General features: G+C 57.8%; 18 protein-coding genes. 10 read left to right on the forward strand and 8 right to left on the reverse strand.

What is annotated here, in order from left to right:
* The first annotated feature begins 27 nt into the window (after window positions 1-27).
* Window positions 28-1,971 carry an acetyl-CoA hydrolase/transferase C-terminal domain-containing protein gene (locus KDX30_RS02185; RefSeq protein ID WP_122395710.1) on the forward strand — a complete coding sequence of 648 codons (1,944 nt, stop codon included), beginning with the start codon at window positions 28-30 and terminating at the stop codon, window positions 1,969-1,971.
* A gap of 279 nt (window positions 1,972-2,250) precedes the next feature.
* Here KDX30_RS02185 and KDX30_RS02190 read toward each other — a convergent pair whose 3' ends face one another.
* Together KDX30_RS02190 and KDX30_RS02195 are read right to left on the reverse strand one after the other, a co-directional pair.
* A complete protein-coding gene (locus KDX30_RS02190; RefSeq protein WP_027898499.1) occupies window positions 2,251-3,135 on the reverse strand; it encodes an MBL fold metallo-hydrolase in 885 nt (294 codons plus the stop codon).
* Between the two features lie 143 nt (window positions 3,136-3,278).
* Window positions 3,279-4,868 carry an ABC transporter substrate-binding protein gene (locus tag KDX30_RS02195; protein WP_231674847.1) on the reverse strand — a complete coding sequence of 530 codons (1,590 nt, stop codon included), beginning with the start codon at window positions 4,866-4,868 and terminating at the stop codon, window positions 3,279-3,281.
* A gap of 363 nt (window positions 4,869-5,231) precedes the next feature.
* Here KDX30_RS02195 and rpmB point away from each other — a divergent pair, with 363 nt between their 5' ends.
* Together rpmB and rpmG are read left to right on the forward strand one after the other, a co-directional pair.
* Complete coding sequence (gene rpmB / locus KDX30_RS02200; protein WP_007920377.1) at window positions 5,232-5,465, forward strand: 50S ribosomal protein L28; 234 nt, start codon at window positions 5,232-5,234, stop codon at window positions 5,463-5,465.
* Between the two features lie 11 nt (window positions 5,466-5,476).
* Window positions 5,477-5,632, forward strand: coding sequence for a 50S ribosomal protein L33 (rpmG, locus tag KDX30_RS02205; protein ID WP_007894709.1), 156 nt, complete (start codon window positions 5,477-5,479; stop codon window positions 5,630-5,632).
* 95 nt (window positions 5,633-5,727) lie between these two features.
* Here rpmG and KDX30_RS02210 read toward each other — a convergent pair whose 3' ends face one another.
* Both KDX30_RS02210 and KDX30_RS02215 read right to left on the reverse strand, forming a co-directional pair.
* Window positions 5,728-5,931, reverse strand: a complete 204-nt coding sequence (locus KDX30_RS02210) for a hypothetical protein (protein ID WP_122395708.1) — start codon at window positions 5,929-5,931, stop codon at window positions 5,728-5,730.
* Between the two features lie 84 nt (window positions 5,932-6,015).
* The gene (locus KDX30_RS02215; RefSeq protein ID WP_122395707.1) at window positions 6,016-6,378 is read right to left on the reverse strand and encodes a cupin domain-containing protein; all 363 of its coding nucleotides are present in this window, start codon (window positions 6,376-6,378) and stop codon (window positions 6,016-6,018) included.
* A 261-nt stretch (window positions 6,379-6,639) separates the two neighbouring features.
* On the opposite strand from KDX30_RS02215, the gene KDX30_RS02220 reads away from it, so the two are divergent.
* Both KDX30_RS02220 and KDX30_RS02225 read left to right on the forward strand, forming a co-directional pair.
* Window positions 6,640-8,133, forward strand: a complete 1,494-nt coding sequence (locus tag KDX30_RS02220; protein WP_099270225.1) for an aldehyde dehydrogenase — start codon at window positions 6,640-6,642, stop codon at window positions 8,131-8,133.
* Between the two features lie 301 nt (window positions 8,134-8,434).
* Window positions 8,435-9,583: an MFS transporter gene (locus KDX30_RS02225; protein WP_231674848.1), complete on the forward strand. Its 1,149-nt coding sequence runs from the start codon at window positions 8,435-8,437 to the stop codon at window positions 9,581-9,583.
* Here KDX30_RS02225 and KDX30_RS02230 read toward each other — a convergent pair.
* Window positions 9,580-11,166, reverse strand: coding sequence for a phospholipase D family protein (locus KDX30_RS02230; protein WP_231674849.1), 1,587 nt, complete (start codon window positions 11,164-11,166; stop codon window positions 9,580-9,582). The two genes, KDX30_RS02225 and KDX30_RS02230, sit on opposite strands and share 4 nt — an antisense overlap.
* A gap of 271 nt (window positions 11,167-11,437) precedes the next feature.
* On the opposite strand from KDX30_RS02230, the gene KDX30_RS02235 reads away from it, so the two are divergent.
* A complete protein-coding gene (locus tag KDX30_RS02235) occupies window positions 11,438-11,671 on the forward strand; it encodes a DUF1127 domain-containing protein (RefSeq protein ID WP_122395704.1) in 234 nt (77 codons plus the stop codon).
* A gap of 95 nt (window positions 11,672-11,766) precedes the next feature.
* Here the strand turns inward: KDX30_RS02235 and KDX30_RS02240 are convergent, their stop codons facing one another.
* The gene (locus KDX30_RS02240; RefSeq protein WP_027902761.1) at window positions 11,767-13,185 is read right to left on the reverse strand and encodes an aminotransferase-like domain-containing protein; all 1,419 of its coding nucleotides are present in this window, start codon (window positions 13,183-13,185) and stop codon (window positions 11,767-11,769) included.
* A 174-nt stretch (window positions 13,186-13,359) separates the two neighbouring features.
* Here KDX30_RS02240 and KDX30_RS02245 point away from each other — a divergent pair, with 174 nt between their 5' ends.
* A complete protein-coding gene (locus KDX30_RS02245) occupies window positions 13,360-13,593 on the forward strand; it encodes a DUF1127 domain-containing protein (RefSeq protein ID WP_099270222.1) in 234 nt (77 codons plus the stop codon).
* Window positions 13,594-13,754: 161 nt separating this feature from the next.
* Here the strand turns inward: KDX30_RS02245 and KDX30_RS02250 are convergent, their stop codons facing one another.
* Window positions 13,755-15,068: an NAD(P)/FAD-dependent oxidoreductase gene (locus tag KDX30_RS02250; RefSeq protein WP_231674850.1), complete on the reverse strand. Its 1,314-nt coding sequence runs from the start codon at window positions 15,066-15,068 to the stop codon at window positions 13,755-13,757.
* 144 nt (window positions 15,069-15,212) lie between these two features.
* Here KDX30_RS02250 and KDX30_RS02255 point away from each other — a divergent pair, with 144 nt between their 5' ends.
* Window positions 15,213-15,566, forward strand: coding sequence for a YkgJ family cysteine cluster protein (locus tag KDX30_RS02255; protein ID WP_231674851.1), 354 nt, complete (start codon window positions 15,213-15,215; stop codon window positions 15,564-15,566).
* 342 nt (window positions 15,567-15,908) lie between these two features.
* Here KDX30_RS02255 and KDX30_RS02260 read toward each other — a convergent pair whose 3' ends face one another.
* Complete coding sequence (locus KDX30_RS02260; protein WP_027901535.1) at window positions 15,909-16,397, reverse strand: Lrp/AsnC ligand binding domain-containing protein; 489 nt, start codon at window positions 16,395-16,397, stop codon at window positions 15,909-15,911.
* Between the two features lie 157 nt (window positions 16,398-16,554).
* Between KDX30_RS02260 and dadA the strand changes: the two genes are divergently transcribed.
* Together dadA and KDX30_RS02270 are read left to right on the forward strand one after the other, a co-directional pair.
* The gene (gene dadA, locus KDX30_RS02265; RefSeq protein ID WP_027901536.1) at window positions 16,555-17,856 is read left to right on the forward strand and encodes a D-amino acid dehydrogenase; all 1,302 of its coding nucleotides are present in this window, start codon (window positions 16,555-16,557) and stop codon (window positions 17,854-17,856) included.
* Window positions 17,828-18,181, forward strand: coding sequence for a RidA family protein (locus tag KDX30_RS02270; protein ID WP_122395700.1), 354 nt, complete (start codon window positions 17,828-17,830; stop codon window positions 18,179-18,181). The genes dadA and KDX30_RS02270 overlap by 29 nt, the downstream gene beginning before the upstream one ends.
* Window positions 18,182-18,189: the final 8 nt, after the last annotated feature.

Genomic DNA, 18,189 nt, shown 5'->3' on the forward strand with positions numbered 1-18,189 from the left:
ATCTAATAACAAGCCTTGGAGGACCCGATGCCGCAGTCCAGCTCCATTGATCAAGCGGTCGCTCATGTCATCGCCCGGTTGCCAGCGCATATCCACATGGGCATTCCATTGGGTCTGGGTAAGCCGAATCGGTTCGTCAACGCGCTGTATGAGCGGATCAGGCAAATGCCCGAGCGGCAGTTGACGATCTACACGGCGCTAAGCCTGGGTCGTCCGCCCACCGGGGACGGTCTGCAAGGACGATTCCTGCAGCCGTTTCTGGACCGGATATTTGATGATTATCCCGAGCTGGAATTTCTCGCCGATCTGCACCATGACAGCCTTCCAGCCAACATCCGCGTGCAGCAGTTTTTCATGCAGCCGGGCAGCCTGCTGAACAGTGCGCCCGCCCAGCATGATTACATCAGCAGCAATTACAGCCATGCCGCGCGGGACATCAACGCCGGCGGCCTGAATCTGGTCGCTCAACTGGTTGCCCGCGATGAACAACGGCCCGGCAAGTTAAGCCTGAGCTGCAACCCCGATGTCACCCTCGACTTGTTGCCCATGATTGCCAAGCGGCGCGCAGCCGGAGAAACCGTTTTGATGCTGGGCCAGGTTCATGCGGATCTGCCCTATATGCCGGGCGATTCGGAGCTAGATGCCGAGGACTTCGACTTTCTGATCGATGAAGAAGAGCGCAGCACATTGTTTTCCACGCCGAATATGCCGGTGGGCTTTCAGGATCATTTCATCGGCCTGCATGCCAGCACACTGGTACGCGATGGCGGCACCTTGCAGATCGGCATTGGCTCAATGGGCGATGCGCTGACTGCTGCGTTACTGGCTCGTCAGGCCGATAACGACACTTATCGAGCGCTGCTGGCCGAACTGAACCTCAGCGACTGGCAAACCCTGATCGACCGTGAGGGCGGCGTCGAGCCCTTCGTTTCAGGGCTTTACGGCTGCAGCGAGATGTTCGTCAACGGTTTGCTGGTGCTGGTCGACGCCGGGATCATTCGCCGCAAGGTGTATCCCGATGCAATGCGTCAGCGCGAAGCCAATAACGGCACTCTCGACGAGTCGGCTTACACGGACGGCATCATGGTCCATGGCGGATTCTTCCTCGGACCGCAGAGTTTTTATCAGCGCTTGCGAGAGTTTTCCCTGGAGCGTCTCGGCGACTTCAACATGACTGCCATCAGCTATATCAACGAGCTGTATGGCGATGAACAGCTCAAGCGTCTGCAGCGACGCGATGCGCGGTTCATCAACAGTGCGTTCACCGTCACTCTCATGGGTGCCGCGGTGTCCGATCAACTGCAAGATGGCAGGGTAGTGAGTGGTGTCGGCGGCCAATACAACTTTGTGGCCCAGGCGCATGCACTGGAGGACGCCCGTTCAATTCTGATTCTGCGCAGCTGGCGTGAGTCTGGCGGCGAGACCAGTTCCAATATCGTTTGGGAATACGGCCACACCACCATTCCACGTCACCTGCGGGATATCGTGGTCACCGAATACGGCATTGCCGACCTGCGCGGCAAGAATGATTCAGCGGTCATTGAAGCCATGCTCAACATCAGTGACTCACGCTTTCAGCCGGGCTTGATCGAACAGGCGCAAAGAGCGGGCAAGCTGCCCAAGGATTTCAAACTGGACCCGCGCTTCGCCCACAACACCGCTGAGCGCCTTCAAGCCATCGCCGATCAATATTCGCAACTGTTTCCCGAATACCCATTGGGTTGCGACTTCAACACCGAAGAGCGCGATCTGCTGCGGGCGCTGCACTGGCTGGAAAGCAAATTCAAGCTCACAGAGATCATCGAGCTGGGCAAAGCGACACTGGATGCGCCAGAGCCCGAGGCGTTCCCTGTGCATCTGGAGCGCATGCAGCTTGACCGGCCACAGGGGTTGAAAGAGGAACTGTATCAGCGGCTGTTGTTGGCGGGGTTGCAGAATACGGCTCGGACTGATGCAGCGCCCGGCGTCTGACACAGCGCCGTACCTGTCGGAGATTCACTGTTCGCCTGCAAATGCAATTTTCTGTGGGAGCGAGGCTTGCCCGCGATAAGGGCGATCCGGTCCATCTGTCGAATCGCGGTGTCTGCATCGCGGGCAAGCCCGGCTCCCACATGAGATTGCGCTCTTCTGTTCAGGCGGGCTTGGTCTGGGCGGCATTGTGACGAGTCAGTCGCTGCGGTGCATCAGGCTTACCGGGTATCGCTCTTCGCGGGCAAGCCTCGCTCCAACAGGTGTCTACAAAGGTCGGGCTCACAGCGTATTCAGCGGAATCTTCAGGTAGCGCACGCCATTGTCTTCAGGCTCGGGAAGGTGACCTGCCCGCATATTGATTTGCACGGATGGCAGGATCAGCACGGGCATTTCCAGCGTGGCATCCCGGGCTTCGCGCATCTGCACGAATTCGTTTTCATCGATGCCCTGGCGGATGTGGATATTGTCGGCGCGCTGTTCGGCCACCGTCGTCATGTACTGCAACTCGCGACCATCCGGCTGATAGTCGTGACACATGAACAAGCGCGTCGAATCGGGCAGGGCGAGGATTTTCTGGATTGATTGATACAGCGTTCGTGCATCCGCACCGGGGAAGTCACAGCGCGCCGTGCCGTAATCCGGCATGAACAGCGTATCCCCGACAAAAGCCACACTTTCGCCGCCAACGTCGAACACGTAGGTCATGCAGGCCGGAGTATGTCCTGGCGTGTGCATGGCCCGCGCTTCAAGGGTCCCGACGTTAAAGGTCGCACCATCACCCAGCAGCACATCGAACTGGCTGCCGTCCCGGGCGAAGCCACTCGGCGCATTGAACAGCTCGCCGAACACGTTTTGCACCGCGGTGATGTGGCTGCCAATCGCGATTTTCGCGTTGAGCTTGTCTTTGAGATAAGCCGCTGCCGAAACATGATCGGCGTGGACATGGGTTTCAAGGATCCATTGCACAGAGGCGTTCAGTTCACGAACGCGGGCAATCAGCTGATCGGCGGATTCAGTGCGGGTGCGTCCCGATTTGGGATCGAAGTCGAGCACGCTGTCGATCAGCGCGCAGTGCCGGGTCTGGACGTCCATCACCAGATAACTGAGCGTTGATGTGTGGGTGTCGAACAGGCCTTCGATGTGAAGACGGTCGGCGATGATCATGGGTTCTCCGACAGTATGTGGGTTTGCTGTAGGAGCGCGCTTGCCCGCGATAAGGGCCGAAGGACCTTCAAAGCCAATCGACAAATATCTGCGACAGCCGAATCGCCATCGCGGGCAAGCGCGCTCCTGCGTTAAGTATCAATTTACTTAACCTGCACCTTGAAGAAGTCCTGACGACCAAACGGGCTGACCTGGTAACCGCTGACATCTTTGCGGGTAAGGACGGCTGCGGTTGGGTGTGCCAGTGGCAACCAGAGTGCCTGTTGCTGAATCTGCTGCTGAGCCTGGTGATACAGCTTGCTGCGCGCAGCCTGATCGCTGGTGGCTTTGCCGTCGCTGATCAGCTTATCCAGCGTCGCATCACAATAGCGGGCGAAGTTAGTACCGGACTTCACGGCCGCGCAGGAGAACTGCGGGGTCAGGAAGTTATCCGGATCACCGTTGTCACCCGCCCAACCCATGAACAACAGGTCATGCTCGCCAGCCTTGGCGCGGCGGATCAGTTCGCCCCATTCGATGACTTTGATTTCAGCGTTGATGCCGACTTTAGCCAGGTCCGCCTGCAGCAACTGCGCGCCCAGGTTCGGATTGGGGTTGAGCAGGCTGCCACTCGGGCGGGTCCAGATAGTCGTTTTAAAACCGTCCTTCACGCCCGCCTTTGCCAGCAGCGCTTTAGCTTTGGCGACGTCCGGCTTATAGCCGGGCAGGTCTTTCGCGTAGCTCCAGGTGTTCGGCGGATACGGGCCATTGGCGGCTTCAGCGGTGCCTTCGAATACCGCTTTCAGGTAGCTGTCCTTGTCGAATGCCAGATTGACCGCTTGCCTCACTTCAGCCTTGTCGAACGGCGGGTGCTGGCTGTTGATCGCCAGAAACGCGGTCATGAACGCTTCGGTTTTTTCGATTTTCAGATTCGGATCTTTGGCGGCTTCCTGAATATCCAGCGGCTTGGGCGAAAGAGTGATCTGGCATTCGTTGCGACGAATACGCTGCAAACGCACATTGGCGTCCGGGGTGATTGCGTAGATCAATTTGTCGACGCCCGGCTTGCCCGCGAAATAATCCGCGTTGGCTTCGTAACGCACCACGGCATCTTTCTGGAAGCGTTCAAACACGAACGGCCCTGTACCAATCGGCTGGCTGTTGAGTTTTTCCGGAGTGCCCGCTTTGAGCAGTTGCGCGGTGTACTCGGCCGAGTAGATCGAGGCAAAGCCCATGCTCAGCGTCGCGAGGAACGTGGAGTCCGGATGATCAAGGGTAAAGCGCACAGTCAGCGGGTCAGGCGCGTCGATCTTCTTGATCAGCGCAGGCAACTGCATCGATTGAGCGTGGGGGAAGCCGCTCTGAGCAACCTTGTGCCATGGGTTTTGCGGGTCAAGCATGCGCTGGAAGCTGAACACCACGTCATCCGCGTTCAACTCGCGGCTGGGCGTGAAATAGTCGGTATGGTGAAACTTCACCCCCGGGCGCAATTTGAAGTCGTAGGTCAGGCCGTCAGGCGAAACGGTCCAGCTTTGCGCCAGGCTGGGCACCAGCTTGCCGCTCTGGGCGTCGAAATCCACCAGCCGGTTCATCAGCACGTCGGCGGAGGCATTGGTGGTGGTCAACGAGTTGTACTGCACCACGTCAAAGCCTTCCGGGCTGGCCTCAGTGCAGACGCTCAACGACGTCGCGGCGCTGGCCATTGCCGGGAACAAAAGAGGAGCTAACAAAAACGGTATCGCAGCAAGACGCATGGCTATATTCCTGTCAGAAAGGGCCCCATCTGCTGGCGCAGTCTGGTAAGGGAGTTACCCTAGACCATGCTTGGACACAGAACAATGGTTACAACCCGACCGGCGGTAGATTTGCCAGCACCCCCGCAAAGGCCTGACCATTGGGCTGAACGCGTCGCCTGATGTTGGGCTAAAGTGCTTTGCCTGTTGTGACACCAAACCCTTTCTGGTATAAAGCAGCGCTCTTTTCTAGGGGCCCGGTTCCTTCACTGTAGGTGTAGCCGGTAAGACCCTTAAAGAAACGCGGCGCCTGGCGCCAAATGACTGAGAGATTAAGCGGCCAACCCATGCCGGGTTGGGCATGAGGTTTTAGAGGGCTGAGGCATGTCGAGAGTATGTCAAGTTACCGGTAAGGGTCCGGTGACTGGGAATAACATTTCCCACGCAAACAACAAAACCCGTCGTCGTTTCCTGCCAAACCTGCAGCATCACCGCTTTTGGGTTGAAGAAGAGAAACGTTTTGTTCGTCTGCGCGTATCTGCTAAAGGCATGCGTATCATCGACAAGCGTGGCATCACTGTTGTGCTCGCTGAACTCCGTCGCGACGGCAAAATTTAAGGGAGAAGATCATGCGTGAATTGATCCGATTGATTTCTAGTGCTGGCACCGGTCATTTCTACACGACCGACAAGAACAAGCGCACCACTCCGGACAAAATCGAAATCAAAAAATTCGATCCGGTTGTTCGCAAGCACGTGATCTACAAAGAAGGCAAAATCAAGTAATTGATTTTTTTTCTTGTGAAAAAGGCCCGTATCTCACGATACGGGCCTTTTTTATTTGCATTTGAATCTGGCACCGAAGGTGCCCGACTCCTGGCTCAGCCAAAGCTGAAGCCCTGAACAAGGTTGGCGCCATCGACATCAACCGTTACGCGGTCGATGTCGAACTCTTTGGTCACGAAGTCCTTTGAACTGACAACGTGTTCACGGCCCGTCAACTCACTGATGTGAGTCTTGATGGTTGGCTCGTAACGGCTGCCGATCAGATACTGAAGCTGCTGAATGATCTCTTCATTGGTCATGAATTTATTCCTTTATAAAAGTTGAATGTCCTCCTTGGACGTCATCAGCATCCTCCACGCAAACTGATCATGTGCACTACATAGTTATACTTTCTGCTCAAACACCACATAGACCTTGCGGCAGTGCTCCAGCACCTCCCACGTGCCTTTAAAGCCTGCTGGAATCACAAAGCGATCTCCCGCACGCAGGGTTTTCGACCCGCCCGCGTCATCACGCAAAACCGAAACACCCTGCACGATTTCACAGTATTCATGCTCGGTGTAGTTCACGGACCATTGGCCAACCTCACCCTCCCAGACGCCCGCGTTCATCTGTCCGCAAGGGCTGTTGTAGTGGTTGTAGATTGTCTGCTCCGGATCGCCCTTGAAGATTTTTTCCGGCGCCGGACGGTAACGTTCAGCTTCGGTGCTGGCTTCGCTGAAATCCACGATGCTGTCGATAGTCATTTCTTACCCTCGCGGTAGGTGCGTTGCTGGTTTGACGAAGCGCTGGGCCAATAGTGCCAAACGCTCGCGTCGCGATGTTGCATAAATCGAACAGGACAGCGCCATTCAGGCCCTTTATGTCAAAGATATTGGAAATCGCCAGATCACTGGTTTAGGGTGGTGAGTGCCGTTGCCCGGTGGCGGTGGATTGCAGATTGTTTGTTTTTTGCACAAATCTACCCACCAGGCACACCCTAATCGATACAAGCGGAGGACATACGCATGACCACCCTGACCCATGCTGACTGGGAAAAACGCGCCAAGGACCTGAAGATCGAAGGCCGCGCGTTCATCAATGGCGAATACTCCGACGCCGCTTCCGGTGAGACATTCGAATGCGTCAGCCCGGTCGATGGCCGCCTGCTGGCCAAAGTTGCCAGCTGTGACGCCGCCGACGCCCAGCGCGCCGTTGAAAGCGCCCGCAAGACATTCAATTCCGGCGTCTGGTCGCGACTGGCACCGACCAAGCGTAAAGCCGCCATGCTGCGCTTTGCCGCACTGATCAATAAAAACGTTGAAGAGCTGGCCCTGCTGGAAACCCTGGACATGGGCAAGCCGATCAGCGATTCGTACAGCATCGACATCCCTGGCGCCGCAAACGCGCTGAGCTGGAGTGGCGAGGCCATCGACAAGCTGTATGACGAAGTAGCTGCCACGCCTCATGACCAGCTTGGTCTGGTGACCCGCGAGCCTGTAGGCGTCGTGGCCGCCATCGTGCCGTGGAACTTCCCGTTGCTGATGGCGAGCTGGAAACTGGGCCCGGCGCTTTCCAGCGGTAACTCGGTCATCCTCAAGCCTTCGGAAAAATCTCCGCTGACGGCCATTCGTATTGCCCAACTGGCGATCGAGGCAGGCATTCCGGCTGGCGTGCTCAATGTGCTGCCAGGTTATGGTCATACCGTGGGCAAGGCGCTGGCCCTGCACATGGATGTCGACACCGCGGTGTTCACCGGCTCGACGAAAATCGCCAAGCAGTTGCTGGTTTACTCCGGCGAATCGAACATGAAGCGCATCTGGCTGGAAGCGGGCGGCAAAAGCCCGAACATCGTCTTTGCCGACGCGCCTGACTTGCAGGCCGCCGCTGAATCCGCCGCCAGCGCTATCGCGTTTAACCAGGGCGAAGTCTGCACCGCAGGTTCGCGCCTGCTGGTGGAGCGTTCGATCAAGGACAAATTCCTGCCCATGGTCATCGAAGCGCTCAAGAGCTGGAAGCCGGGCAACCCGCTGGACCCGGCCACAACCGTTGGCGCGCTGGTCGACACTCAACAGATGAACACCGTGCTGTCTTACATCGAAGCAGGACATACCGACGGCGCAAAACTCGTGGTGGGCGGCAAGCGCATCTTGCAGGAAACCGGTGGTACTTATGTCGAGCCGACGATTTTCGACGGTGTGACCAATGCCATGAAGATCGCTCAGGAAGAAATCTTCGGCCCGGTTCTGTCGGTATTGACGTTTGATACAGCCGAGGAGGCGATTCAGATCGCCAACGACACGCCGTACGGCCTCGCTGCTGCCGTCTGGACTGCAAACCTGTCTAAGGCTCACCTGACCGCCAAAGCGTTGCGTGCGGGTAGCGTGTGGGTCAATCAGTACGATGGCGGTGACATGACCGCGCCATTTGGTGGCTTCAAGCAATCCGGCAACGGCCGCGACAAGTCGCTGCATGCGTTCGACAAGTACACCGAACTGAAATCGACGTGGATTAAGTTGTAACCGCCGTCGATTGGTCCGCAGGACCGGCTTTAACCGGTAGGGCAGCATTTCAGGCGAAGGAGATTCAGCGAATGTTCCGGCTGAAGCCGGTCCTACGAGATTGCCTGGATTCTGTGGGAGCAGAGCTTGCTCGCGATAAGAGCGCCGCGGATATCAGGAAAATCGCATCCGCGCCTATCGCGAGCAAGCTCAGCTCCCACAAAAGTTAATCCGCGCCTGACCGAACATTGAAAACAGCCGGGCTTCCCTTGGGACAGCCCGGCTGTTTCGTCTTGGCCTTTTGATCCACAGGAGCGTGGGAATGCGTTGGGGTACTTATTTCGCGGTGCTGGCGTCGGTGCTCTCGGTCGGGCTGGCATTGGGTGTCAGCATGCCGCTGGTGTCCTTGCGACTGGAAAGCTGGGGTTACGGCTCGTTCGCCATTGGCGTAATGGCTGCAATGCCCGCGATTGGCGTTCTGCTCGGCGCAAGCCTGGCCAGCGGCCTCGCTGCACGTTTCGGTACTGCCGCGCTGATGCGCCGCTGCCTGTGGGCTGGGGCGCTGTCCGTAGGCCTGCTGGCGCTGCTGCCGTATTACACGGTGTGGCTGGTACTGCGGCTGACGCTCGGCGTGATCCTGACCATCGTCTTCATCCTCGGTGAAAGCTGGATCAACCAACTGGTCGTCGAAAAATGGCGTGGCCGTCTTGTCGCGCTCTATGGCAGCACTTACGCCTTGTGCCAACTGGCCGGGCCGCTGCTGCTTGGCGCATTGGGCACCGAGCACGACACAGGCTTCTGGGTGGGCGTGGCGCTGCTGATCATTTCGCCGTTTTTGCTGCTGGGCAGAAGCGGTGCGCCAAACGCCGATGCATGCCGCGTCACCTTCATCGACCTGTTCGCTTTCTGTCGCTCCATGCCCGCGATCGCCTGGGCGGTGGCACTGTTCGCCGCATTCGAGGCGCTGATCCTGACCTTGCTGCCAATCTATTGCCTGCGTCAGGGCTTCACGCCGGAAATCGCCTTGGCGATGATCAGCACCGTGGTAGTGGGCGACGCGCTTCTGCAGTTGCCGATTGGCGCACTGGCCGACAAGGTTTCGCGGCGCACGCTGTTTTCGAGCTGTGCCGTGGCATTGATGGTTTCAAGCCTGCTGGTGCCGCTGCTGGTGAATACCGTGCTGATCTGGCCGCTGTGGGTGCTGTTCGGGGCCAGCGCAGGCGGCTTGTTCACCCTTTCGCTGATTCTGATTGGAGAGCGCTTTCGCGATGACGCACTGGTTCGCGCGAACGCGCATGTGGCGCAGCTGTGGGGGATCGGTTGTTTGCTGGGACCACTGGCGGCCGGCGCAGGCAGCCAGTGGGTCAGCGGTCAGGCACTGCCGCTGTTGATGGCGGCGGGTGCGTTTGGCCTGGCGATCCTGTCATCCCGACGCGGGGCATTCGGGGTTCAACCGGCGGCAACGGCCTAGAGCATTTTCTCCAGGCCCACGACCCGGCTGAACCACGCGTTCAAGCGCCGCCAGGTATCGCCGGGCTCTTTGTACAAGGTGTGGATTTTGCCGTTGTCTTCGGTGACCCACACCACTTTGCCGTCTTCCAGCTTCGCCTCATAACTCAGGGTCGGCTGCATGCCTTGCAAGGCCAGTTCGCGCAGCGCTTCGGTCAATTCGGGGCTGTCTACCAACACGCCGACTTCGGTGTTCCACAATACCGAGCGCGGGTCGAAGTTGAAGGAGCCCACGAACACTTTTCGACGATCAAACGTCATCGCCTTGCTGTGCAGACTGGAATCCGAACCACCGCCAAACGTTCCGCTTTTACTGAACAGATGAGGGCCGCTGCCCCCGCTGTCACTGCCGGGATCACCCGGCTGGCGGCGCATTTCGAACAGTTTCACACCATGCTCCAGCAACGCCTTGCGATAAGGCGCATAACCGCCGTGTACCGCAGGCACGTCAGTCGCCTCAAGGGAGTTGGTCAGCAAACTGACCGAAACCCCGGCATCGGCACGCCCGGTCAGGTAGAGCAAACCTTCTTCACCCGGCACGAAGTAGGCGGAAACCAGTATCAGTTCCTTGTTTGCATTGAGCAGCTCAGGGGCCAACTGCGTGGTCAGCAGCAGATGCGGGTCAGGTTCGCCACGAGCCAGCACTTTGGTCGGCGCATCCCACAAGGCCTTGTTATGCGCCCAGATCAATTCGTTGAACCAGATCTTGAGACGTGGGTTTTTCTGGTACGCCATCAGGCGGTCGTACAGCGCCTTGTGTTTGTGCTGCGACTCTACGAGCGATGCCTCCAGCCGTTTGCGCGCCTTGGCCAGATCACGAGTCGTCGGCAGGAAATACATGAACTCGGCGATGGGTTTGCTCAGTGTGCTGTTCCAGTATTGATCAAAACTGTGCCCGAGTTGCTCGGCCACCGGACCGACGCTGAGCATGTCGATGTCGGTGAAATTCAGGTTTTCTTCGGCATCGAAGTATTCATCACCCAGATTGCGCCCACCCACGATGGCCACGCTGCCGTCGGCCAGCCACAGCTTGTTGTGCATGCGCCGATGCTGGCGCGACAGATTTAAAAGCCGCCCCACACTGCGGGTCACGCCGGTCTCGCGCCCTAGACTCTGGGGGTTGAATAGTCGAATCTGAATGTTGGGGTGTGCAGCCAGAGTGGCGATGGAGTGATCAAGCCCGTCGCTGGTGGTGTCGTCCAGCAGGATGCGCACGCGAACACCGCGATCCGCCGCCTTGAGCAACTCATCAATCAAGGCACGGGTGCTCAAACCGTCATGGACGATGTAGTACTGCAAATCCAGACTGGTGCGGGCATTGCGGATCAGTTCGGCACGCGCCATGAAGGCTTCGGTGCTGTTGGACAGCAGGCGAAAGCCCGAACGACCCTCATGAGGCTGAGCCATCGCCTGCACAGAACGGCCAAACGCCGAATCCGTCGGCGGCAACGCCTGACTCGGTTCGTTAGGGACATTGATATGAGCACAACCACTGAAGCACAGCGCCGACAACAGGCAGAAGGGCATCGCCCATGTGTTCTTCAAATTCACTACCCCAAGGGCGTTACGACATGGCGTGTATGACCGCAGCTTTTAGATAAAGTCGCACAGAATGTAAGCACTGGCTCTCTTATCTCTACCTACAGGGAGCCGCTCATAAGCATGGAAACGCTCAAGTACGGGCGTGTGCCATCGCTGGACTGTAAGCTTGTTGAACGACCCAACATCTTGAAAAAACTCAACACCATCTGAGTGTTTAAAATCAAATAACAAACCAACATCATCGCGGTTCAATTACTTCGACAGGACGTCGGAAATGAGCGGCATTAGCGATGTACGTTTAAGACTTAAAGGCCAGGAGTTGAACGCAGAATACAAGCACTCGGTAACGATGCCAAAAAGACCCGGTGAAGGCCTGCTGGCACTGTACCTGAGGCGCTGGACCAATCGTGAACAACTTCTGAAATTAACCATGGCACAACTAAGAGATGCAGGGATCGATCCACGATATGCCCGCGAGGAAGGACTCAAGCCGTTCTGGAGAGAATAAGCACTGGCCGTCATGAATCGGACCCGAGCCTTCCTTTTGAGCAGTTTCAAAGTGGAAGGCTTGTCCACCCTGAATACAGCCGTATATAAACCCATTTAAAGTGTTTCAATTAACTCTTTAATCGTACTCCCGACCGTGCGCACCGCGTTCTCGACCTCTGGAGACGGCTTTGCAGCGAAATTCATTCGCAGGCAATTACGGTATTTGCCAGAGGCAGAAAAAATACTGCCCACGGCAATCTGTACGCCCTTGGTCAACAGCGCACGATTCAGACGCAGCGTATCGAAATCCTCGGCAAGCTCGACCCACAACATGAAACCACCTTGTGGACGACTGACCCGTGTACCTGCCGGAAAGTAACGCATGACCCAGTCGATCATTTGCTCGCGACCACGCTGATACTGACTGCGCATGCGCCGCAGGTGCGGCTCGTAATGTCCGCCCTCAAGAAACTCGGCAATCGCCAGTTGCGGCTGAGGCGCTGTTGAACCGGTGCCGATGTACTTCATGTGCAGCACGCGCTCCAGATAGCGGCCCGGCGCAACCCAGCCAATGCGCAACCCTGGCGCAAGCGTCTTGGAGAACGAGCTGCACAGCAGAACCCGGCCGTCTTCGTCGAAGGATTTGATCGTCCGCGGCCGCGGATAACTGAACGCCAGATCGCCATACACATCGTCTTCGATGATCGCCACATCAAAGCGCTGAGCGAGGGTTAGCAAGGCGCGCTTGCGGTTTTCCGGCATGACGTAGCCCAACGGGTTGTTGCAGTTGGGTGTCAGCTGTATGACCTTGATCGGCCATTGCTCCAGCGCCAGCTCAAGTGCTTCAAGGCTGATGCCAGTCACGGGATCGGTAGGGATTTCCAGGGCTTTCATGCCCAGGCCTTTCAGCGTCTGCATGGCGCCGAAAAAGCTCGGCGAGTCTACGGCGACGATATCCCCTGGATCACAGATGGCCCGAACGCTGGCCGAAAGCGCTTCGTGGCAACCGGTGGTGATCAACAAATCGTTGGCGGTCAGGTTGCAGCCCGAATCCAGCAGCAACCGAGCGACTTGCTCGCGAAGTGTCTGGTTACCCTGAATGCTGTCGTAATACAGACCGGGCATTTGCTCGTCACGACTGATCCGCCCAAGGGCGCGCATCAGCGGCCGTAGCGTCGGGCTACTGACGTCGGGCATGCCACGCCCCAGTTGCACGAGGTTCGGCAAAGCCTTGACCCGCATCAGGTCCAGCACCTGATCCCACTGGGAGATGTCCACAGGACGCTGCGCCGGACGACCAATGACCGGCAGCGCCGGAACAGCGCGGCTGACCGGTACAAAATACCCGGACTTGGGTTTGGGCAGGGCAAGGCCGCTGTCTTCCAGCACGCGATAAGCCTGCTGCACCGTACTCAGGCTGACGCCGTGTTCAACACTCAACGCCCGCACCGACGGCAGCCTGTCGCCAGGGCGATAGAACCCGTTTTCGATACGCGTACCGAGCAATTCGGCGAGGTTGACGTAGAGTGTCATGAGCATACTCTCGGCTTTTTGAGTGAGCTAACCATACAGATGTGAGAAAAATACAGCATTCAGCGCCGTTATGAAAACATCTGTATGCAGATAAATAGATTTGTTTGAATCTGTAATGGTTCGTCGCGCCGATTCATCATGTACCCACACCACAACGTAATGAGGGTTGGGAACATGAACGGGTTGAGTGATGTGCGGTTGGCGCTTTACAGCCAGGAACTGAGCAGCGGAAAAGCAGTTGTCGCCAAGACAGCAAGCGGACCGAAGCTAGGCCGCTGGGCGCTGTATCGCCATCGCTGGATGTCACGCCGAGGGTTGCTGAATCTGACTGAAGAGCAATTGCGCGATATTGGCCTGAGCTCCGCTCAGGCCATGCGCGAAGGGTTGAAGCCGTTTTGGCGGGAGTGATTACCAGGCCCTGTGACACCTGTGGGAGCTGGGCTTGCCCGCGATAAGGCTGGACGCGGTTCACTTTAGATAGCGTCCAGCCTTATCGCGGGCAAGCCCAGCTCCCACAGGAGACCGCAGTTTCTTGTTAGACCACAGTCGTTCATCAGCCAGTTTCAGCCTCAACGCAATTCCTTCAACCGATGCCAAAGCATCCCCAGCGCCAGCAATGGCGAGCGCAGATGCTTGCCGCCAGGGAAGGTGATGTGCGGGACTTTGGCGAACAGCTCGAAGCCATTGCTGTGTTGCCCGGCAATGGCTTCACCGAGCAGCTTGCCGGCCAGATGGGTCACGTTAAGGCCGTGTCCGGAATAGGCCTGGGCGTAGAACACGTTGGGCTGGTCCTTCAAGCGACCGATCTGCGGCAAGCGGTTGGCACCGATGCCGATCATGCCGCCCCACTGATAATCGATCTTCACAGCCGCCAACTGCGGGAACACCTTGAGCATTTTGGGCTGCATATACGCCGCGATGTCTTGCGGGTCACGCCCCGAATAGTGACAAGCCCCACCAAACAACAGACGCCGATCCGCCGAAAGCCGGAAGTAGTCCACCGTCACACGCTGATCACACACGGCCATATTCTGAGGCAGCAACTGTGTGGCCAGGTCTTCACTCAACGGCTCGGTGGCGATGATGTAGCTGCCTGCGGGTAAGACCTTGCCGCTGAGTTGCGGGTTGAGATCATTCAGGTAAGCGTTGCAGCCCAGTACCAATGTCTTGGCCTGAACCAGGCCCTGAGCAGTATGTACTTTGACCTGCGGGCCATATTCGATGAGGCTCACCGCCGAATGCTCGAACACTTGCACACCCAGCGACTGCGCAACAGCGGCTTCACCCAAGGCAAGGTTCAACGGGTGCAAATGTCCCGATCCCATGTCGATAAGGCCGCCCACATAGCGGTCCGAACCTACCACGCGACGCATCTCGCCGGCCTGCAGCAGTTTTAACGAATGGCGATAACCCAAATCGCGCAGCTCGTCAGCATCTGACGCCAGCCCGACAAGATCCCGAGGCTTGTTGGCCAGGTCGCAATAACCCCAGGTCAAATCGCAATCGATGCCATAACGCTCAACGCGTTGACGCACGATTTCGACCGCCTCAATGCCCATCAGCTTCAACTGCCGCACGCCCTCCGCACCGACCACGCCCGTGAATTGCTCAAGGCCGTGACCCACGCCCCGAATTAACTGCCCGCCATTGCGCCCGCTGGCGCCCCAGCCAATTTTTCGCGCCTCCAGCAGCACCACGCTCAAGCCGCGCTCGGCCAGTTCAATCGCCGTATTCAGGCCGGAAAAACCGCCGCCCACCACGCAGACGTCAACCTGAACCTGACCTTGCAGCGGTGGATAATCGGGCTGCGGATGGCTGCTGGCGGCGTAATAAGAAGGGGCGTGCTGATCGGTGGCAGTCGATGGTTGAACGCGGGCGTTCATGGCGGGATCCCGTTGCTGGCGTCTGAAAAACATTCCCGAGGATAAGCCGCAGGTTCGGCGACGGGCAAGGCGCGATCCAGACTGTGCTGTCTTGAACCGCTGGACTGAGGCAAAATCACGCCCATTAACAGCGGGTAAGTTTCAATGAGCTGCAACAGTCAGAAAATTCGTGCGTTACGCCAGCAGATCCCTTCTTTCGAATGCGTCCCAGGCTGCCACGACTGCTGTGGCCCGGTGACCACATCGCCGGAAGAAATGTCCCGCCTGCCACGCAAGACAGCGGCCGAGCAGGATGCGGCCATGGACGAACTGAATTGTGTGCACCTTGGGCCCAGTGGCTGTACGGTCTACGACGAACGCCCTCTGATCTGTCGCCTGTTCGGCACGACGCCAACCCTGCCATGCCCCAACGGCCGTCGACCGGTGGAGATGATTCATCCGCGGGTCGAAAAGCAGATTCATGAGTACATGGCGTCGACGCGGCAGGTGTTGGTTTAAAAGCCGGAAGAGATTCCAATTGTCGGAGCCGGGCTTGCCCGCGATGCAGGCGCCGCAGTCTTTCAGATGAAAAAGGTTGCTTTCATCGCGAGCAAGCTCGGCTCCTATCAAACAAAATATAACTATCTGATTTGGAATGCTTTTTACTGTAGGAGTGACCGGGGTGGCGATCCACATTGCTCGCGATAGCTCCAGTACAGGCAATATATTCATCGACTGACAGGCCGAATCGCGAGCAAGCTCACTCCTACAGGGTCCGTGTTTGCTGCGCGACAGCGTGGTGTCAGGGACACCGGGGCGGCTCCCACAAGAGCTCCGCCATCCTTTGGGAATGGCCTGGTCTCAATCCGCAATCGGCAGATTCAGGCTCTCTTTCACCTCTTCCATCACGATATAGCTCTTGGACTCCCGTACATGGGGCAGTTTGAGCAAGATGTCGCCCAACAGTTTGCGGTACGAGGCCATTTCCGAGATGCGCGCCTTGACCAGGTAATCGAAGTCGCCTGAAACCAGATGACACTCCAGCACGTGGGGCAGCTTCAGCACCGCGCGGCGGAATTCTTCGAAGGTGTCGCCAGATTTGTAGTCCAGGCTGATCTCGACGAACACCAATAGGCTAGCCTTGAGACTTTGCGGATTAAGGCGTGCGTTGTAACCCATGATGATGCCTTCGCGCTCAAGCCGACGGACCCGCTCTGTACAGGGCGTCGTAGACAAACCGACGCGCTCACCCAGCTCGGTGAAGGAGATTCGGCCGTCGGCCTGAAGGATGCGCAGGATGTTGCGGTCGATCTTGTCCAGTTCACGTTTGGACTGGGTTTGGGTACGCATGGGTAAACCCCCTCTACCAAAGGCTTCTTTGCCGGGAAATCCCGCCAAATATAGGCACTTATACAGTGAAAAGCACTGCCCTTAGCTGCATATACTGCGCACATCCTTGCTTAAAACTTGAAAACGTCAGCGGATATCCGCGATGAGGTAAATCGACATGCGCGTTCTGGTCCTTGGTAGTGGTGTGATCGGCACGACCAGTGCCTATTATCTGGCACGGGCAGGCATGCAGGTTACGGTCGTGGATCGCCAGCCAGCGGTGGCCATGGAAACCAGCTTTGCCAACGCAGGCCAGGTTTCGCCGGGCTATGCATCGCCGTGGGCAGCGCCCGGTGTGCCACTCAAAGCGATCAAATGGCTGCTCCAACGCCACGCGCCACTGGCGATCAAAGCCACTGCCGATATCGACCAGTACCTATGGATGGCGCAGATGCTGCGCAACTGCACGGCCAACCGCTACGCTGTGAACAAAGAGCGCATGGTTCGCCTGTCCGAATACAGCCGCGATTGCCTTGACGAATTACGTGCCGAAACCGGCATTGCCTATGAAGGCCGTACGCTGGGTACGACTCAGCTGTTCCGCACTCAGGAGCAACTGGATAACGCCGCCAAGGACATCGCTGTCCTTGAGCAATCCGGCGTGCCATTCGAGCTGCTGAATCGCGACGACATTGCCCGGGTTGAACCGGCGTTGGCGGGCGTGACCAATATTCTTGCGGGCGCCCTGCGGCTGCCCAACGACCAGACCGGCGATTGCCAGATGTTCACCACTCGCCTGGCCGAGATGGCTGTGCAGTTGGGCGTTGAATTCCGCTACAACCAGTCCATCGAGCGCATCGATTTCGCTGGCGACCGCATCAATGGCGTGTGGATCGACGGCAAGCTGGAAACCGCCGACCGTTACGTTCTGGCACTCGGCAGCTACTCGCCGCAGTTGCTCAAGCCGCTGGGCATCAAGGCCCCGGTATATCCGCTCAAGGGCTATTCGCTGACGGTGCCGATCACTGATCCGGCGATGGCCCCGACGTCGACCATTCTCGACGAGACGTTCAAAGTGGCGATCACCCGTTTCGACAACCGCATCCGGGTCGGCGGCATGGCCGAGATTGCCGGTTTTGATCTGTCGCTGAACCCGCGTCGACGTGAAACGCTGGAGATGATCGTCAACGATCTTTATCCTCGCGGCGGTGACTTGAGCCAGGCCAGTTTCTGGACCGGTCTGCGCCCGACCACGCCTGACGGCACACCAATTGTCGGTGCAACGCCATACCGTAACCTGTTCCTGAATACCGGCCACGGTACATTGGGCTGGACCATGGCCTGCGGTTCGGGTCGTTTGCTGGCGGACCTGATTGCTCGCCAGAAACCTCAGATCAGCGCCGAAGGCCTCGATATTTCTCGCTACGGCAGCTCCAAGGAGATCGCAAAAAATGTCCATCCAGCGCCAGCTCACCAATGAGCGCATGAGCCAGATCGTCGTCCATAACGGCACTGTGTACCTCGCAGGCCAGGTCGGCGACGACATGGCTGCCGGGATTGAGCAGCAGACCCGCGAGACCCTTCACAGCGTTGAACGCTTGCTGGAGTTGGCCGGTACTGACAAAAGCCGTCTCCTTTCAGTAACGATTTACCTGAAAGACATCGACGCTCACTTTGCCGGAATGAACAGCGTCTGGGACAAATGGCTGCCAAAAGGTGTAGCGCCTGCGCGTGCCACCGTTGAAGCCAAGCTGTGCGAACCGGAAATACTGGTTGAGCTGTCGGTTGTGGCAGCGCTTCCTTAACAACGTAT

The sequence above is a fragment of the Pseudomonas quasicaspiana genome, assembly GCF_021147825.1.
GTDB classification, from domain to species: Bacteria; Pseudomonadota; Gammaproteobacteria; order Pseudomonadales; family Pseudomonadaceae; genus Aquipseudomonas; species Aquipseudomonas quasicaspiana.

Excerpts from the sequence above, each read along its gene's own strand:
- KDX30_RS02270 (WP_122395700.1), top strand. The coding sequence starts at position 17,828 with ATGTCCATCCAGCGCCAGCTCACCAATGAGCGCATGAGCCAGATCGTC.
- KDX30_RS02260 (WP_027901535.1), bottom strand. The coding sequence starts at position 16,397 with ATGCGTACCCAAACCCAGTCCAAACGTGAACTGGACAAGATCGACCGC.
- KDX30_RS02245 (WP_099270222.1), top strand. The coding sequence starts at position 13,360 with ATGAACGGGTTGAGTGATGTGCGGTTGGCGCTTTACAGCCAGGAACTG.
- KDX30_RS02225 (WP_231674848.1), top strand. The coding sequence starts at position 8,435 with ATGCGTTGGGGTACTTATTTCGCGGTGCTGGCGTCGGTGCTCTCGGTC.
- KDX30_RS02235 (WP_122395704.1), top strand. The coding sequence starts at position 11,438 with ATGAGCGGCATTAGCGATGTACGTTTAAGACTTAAAGGCCAGGAGTTG.
- KDX30_RS02215 (WP_122395707.1), bottom strand. The coding sequence starts at position 6,378 with ATGACTATCGACAGCATCGTGGATTTCAGCGAAGCCAGCACCGAAGCT.
- rpmB (WP_007920377.1), top strand. The coding sequence starts at position 5,232 with ATGTCGAGAGTATGTCAAGTTACCGGTAAGGGTCCGGTGACTGGGAAT.
- KDX30_RS02210 (WP_122395708.1), bottom strand. The coding sequence starts at position 5,931 with ATGACCAATGAAGAGATCATTCAGCAGCTTCAGTATCTGATCGGCAGC.
- KDX30_RS02255 (WP_231674851.1), top strand. The coding sequence starts at position 15,213 with ATGAGCTGCAACAGTCAGAAAATTCGTGCGTTACGCCAGCAGATCCCT.
- KDX30_RS02185 (WP_122395710.1), top strand. The coding sequence starts at position 28 with ATGCCGCAGTCCAGCTCCATTGATCAAGCGGTCGCTCATGTCATCGCC.
- dadA (WP_027901536.1), top strand. The coding sequence starts at position 16,555 with ATGCGCGTTCTGGTCCTTGGTAGTGGTGTGATCGGCACGACCAGTGCC.
- KDX30_RS02250 (WP_231674850.1), bottom strand. The coding sequence starts at position 15,068 with ATGAACGCCCGCGTTCAACCATCGACTGCCACCGATCAGCACGCCCCT.
- KDX30_RS02220 (WP_099270225.1), top strand. The coding sequence starts at position 6,640 with ATGACCACCCTGACCCATGCTGACTGGGAAAAACGCGCCAAGGACCTG.
- KDX30_RS02190 (WP_027898499.1), bottom strand. The coding sequence starts at position 3,135 with ATGATCATCGCCGACCGTCTTCACATCGAAGGCCTGTTCGACACCCAC.
- KDX30_RS02195 (WP_231674847.1), bottom strand. The coding sequence starts at position 4,868 with ATGCGTCTTGCTGCGATACCGTTTTTGTTAGCTCCTCTTTTGTTCCCG.
- KDX30_RS02240 (WP_027902761.1), bottom strand. The coding sequence starts at position 13,185 with ATGACACTCTACGTCAACCTCGCCGAATTGCTCGGTACGCGTATCGAA.
- rpmG (WP_007894709.1), top strand. The coding sequence starts at position 5,477 with ATGCGTGAATTGATCCGATTGATTTCTAGTGCTGGCACCGGTCATTTC.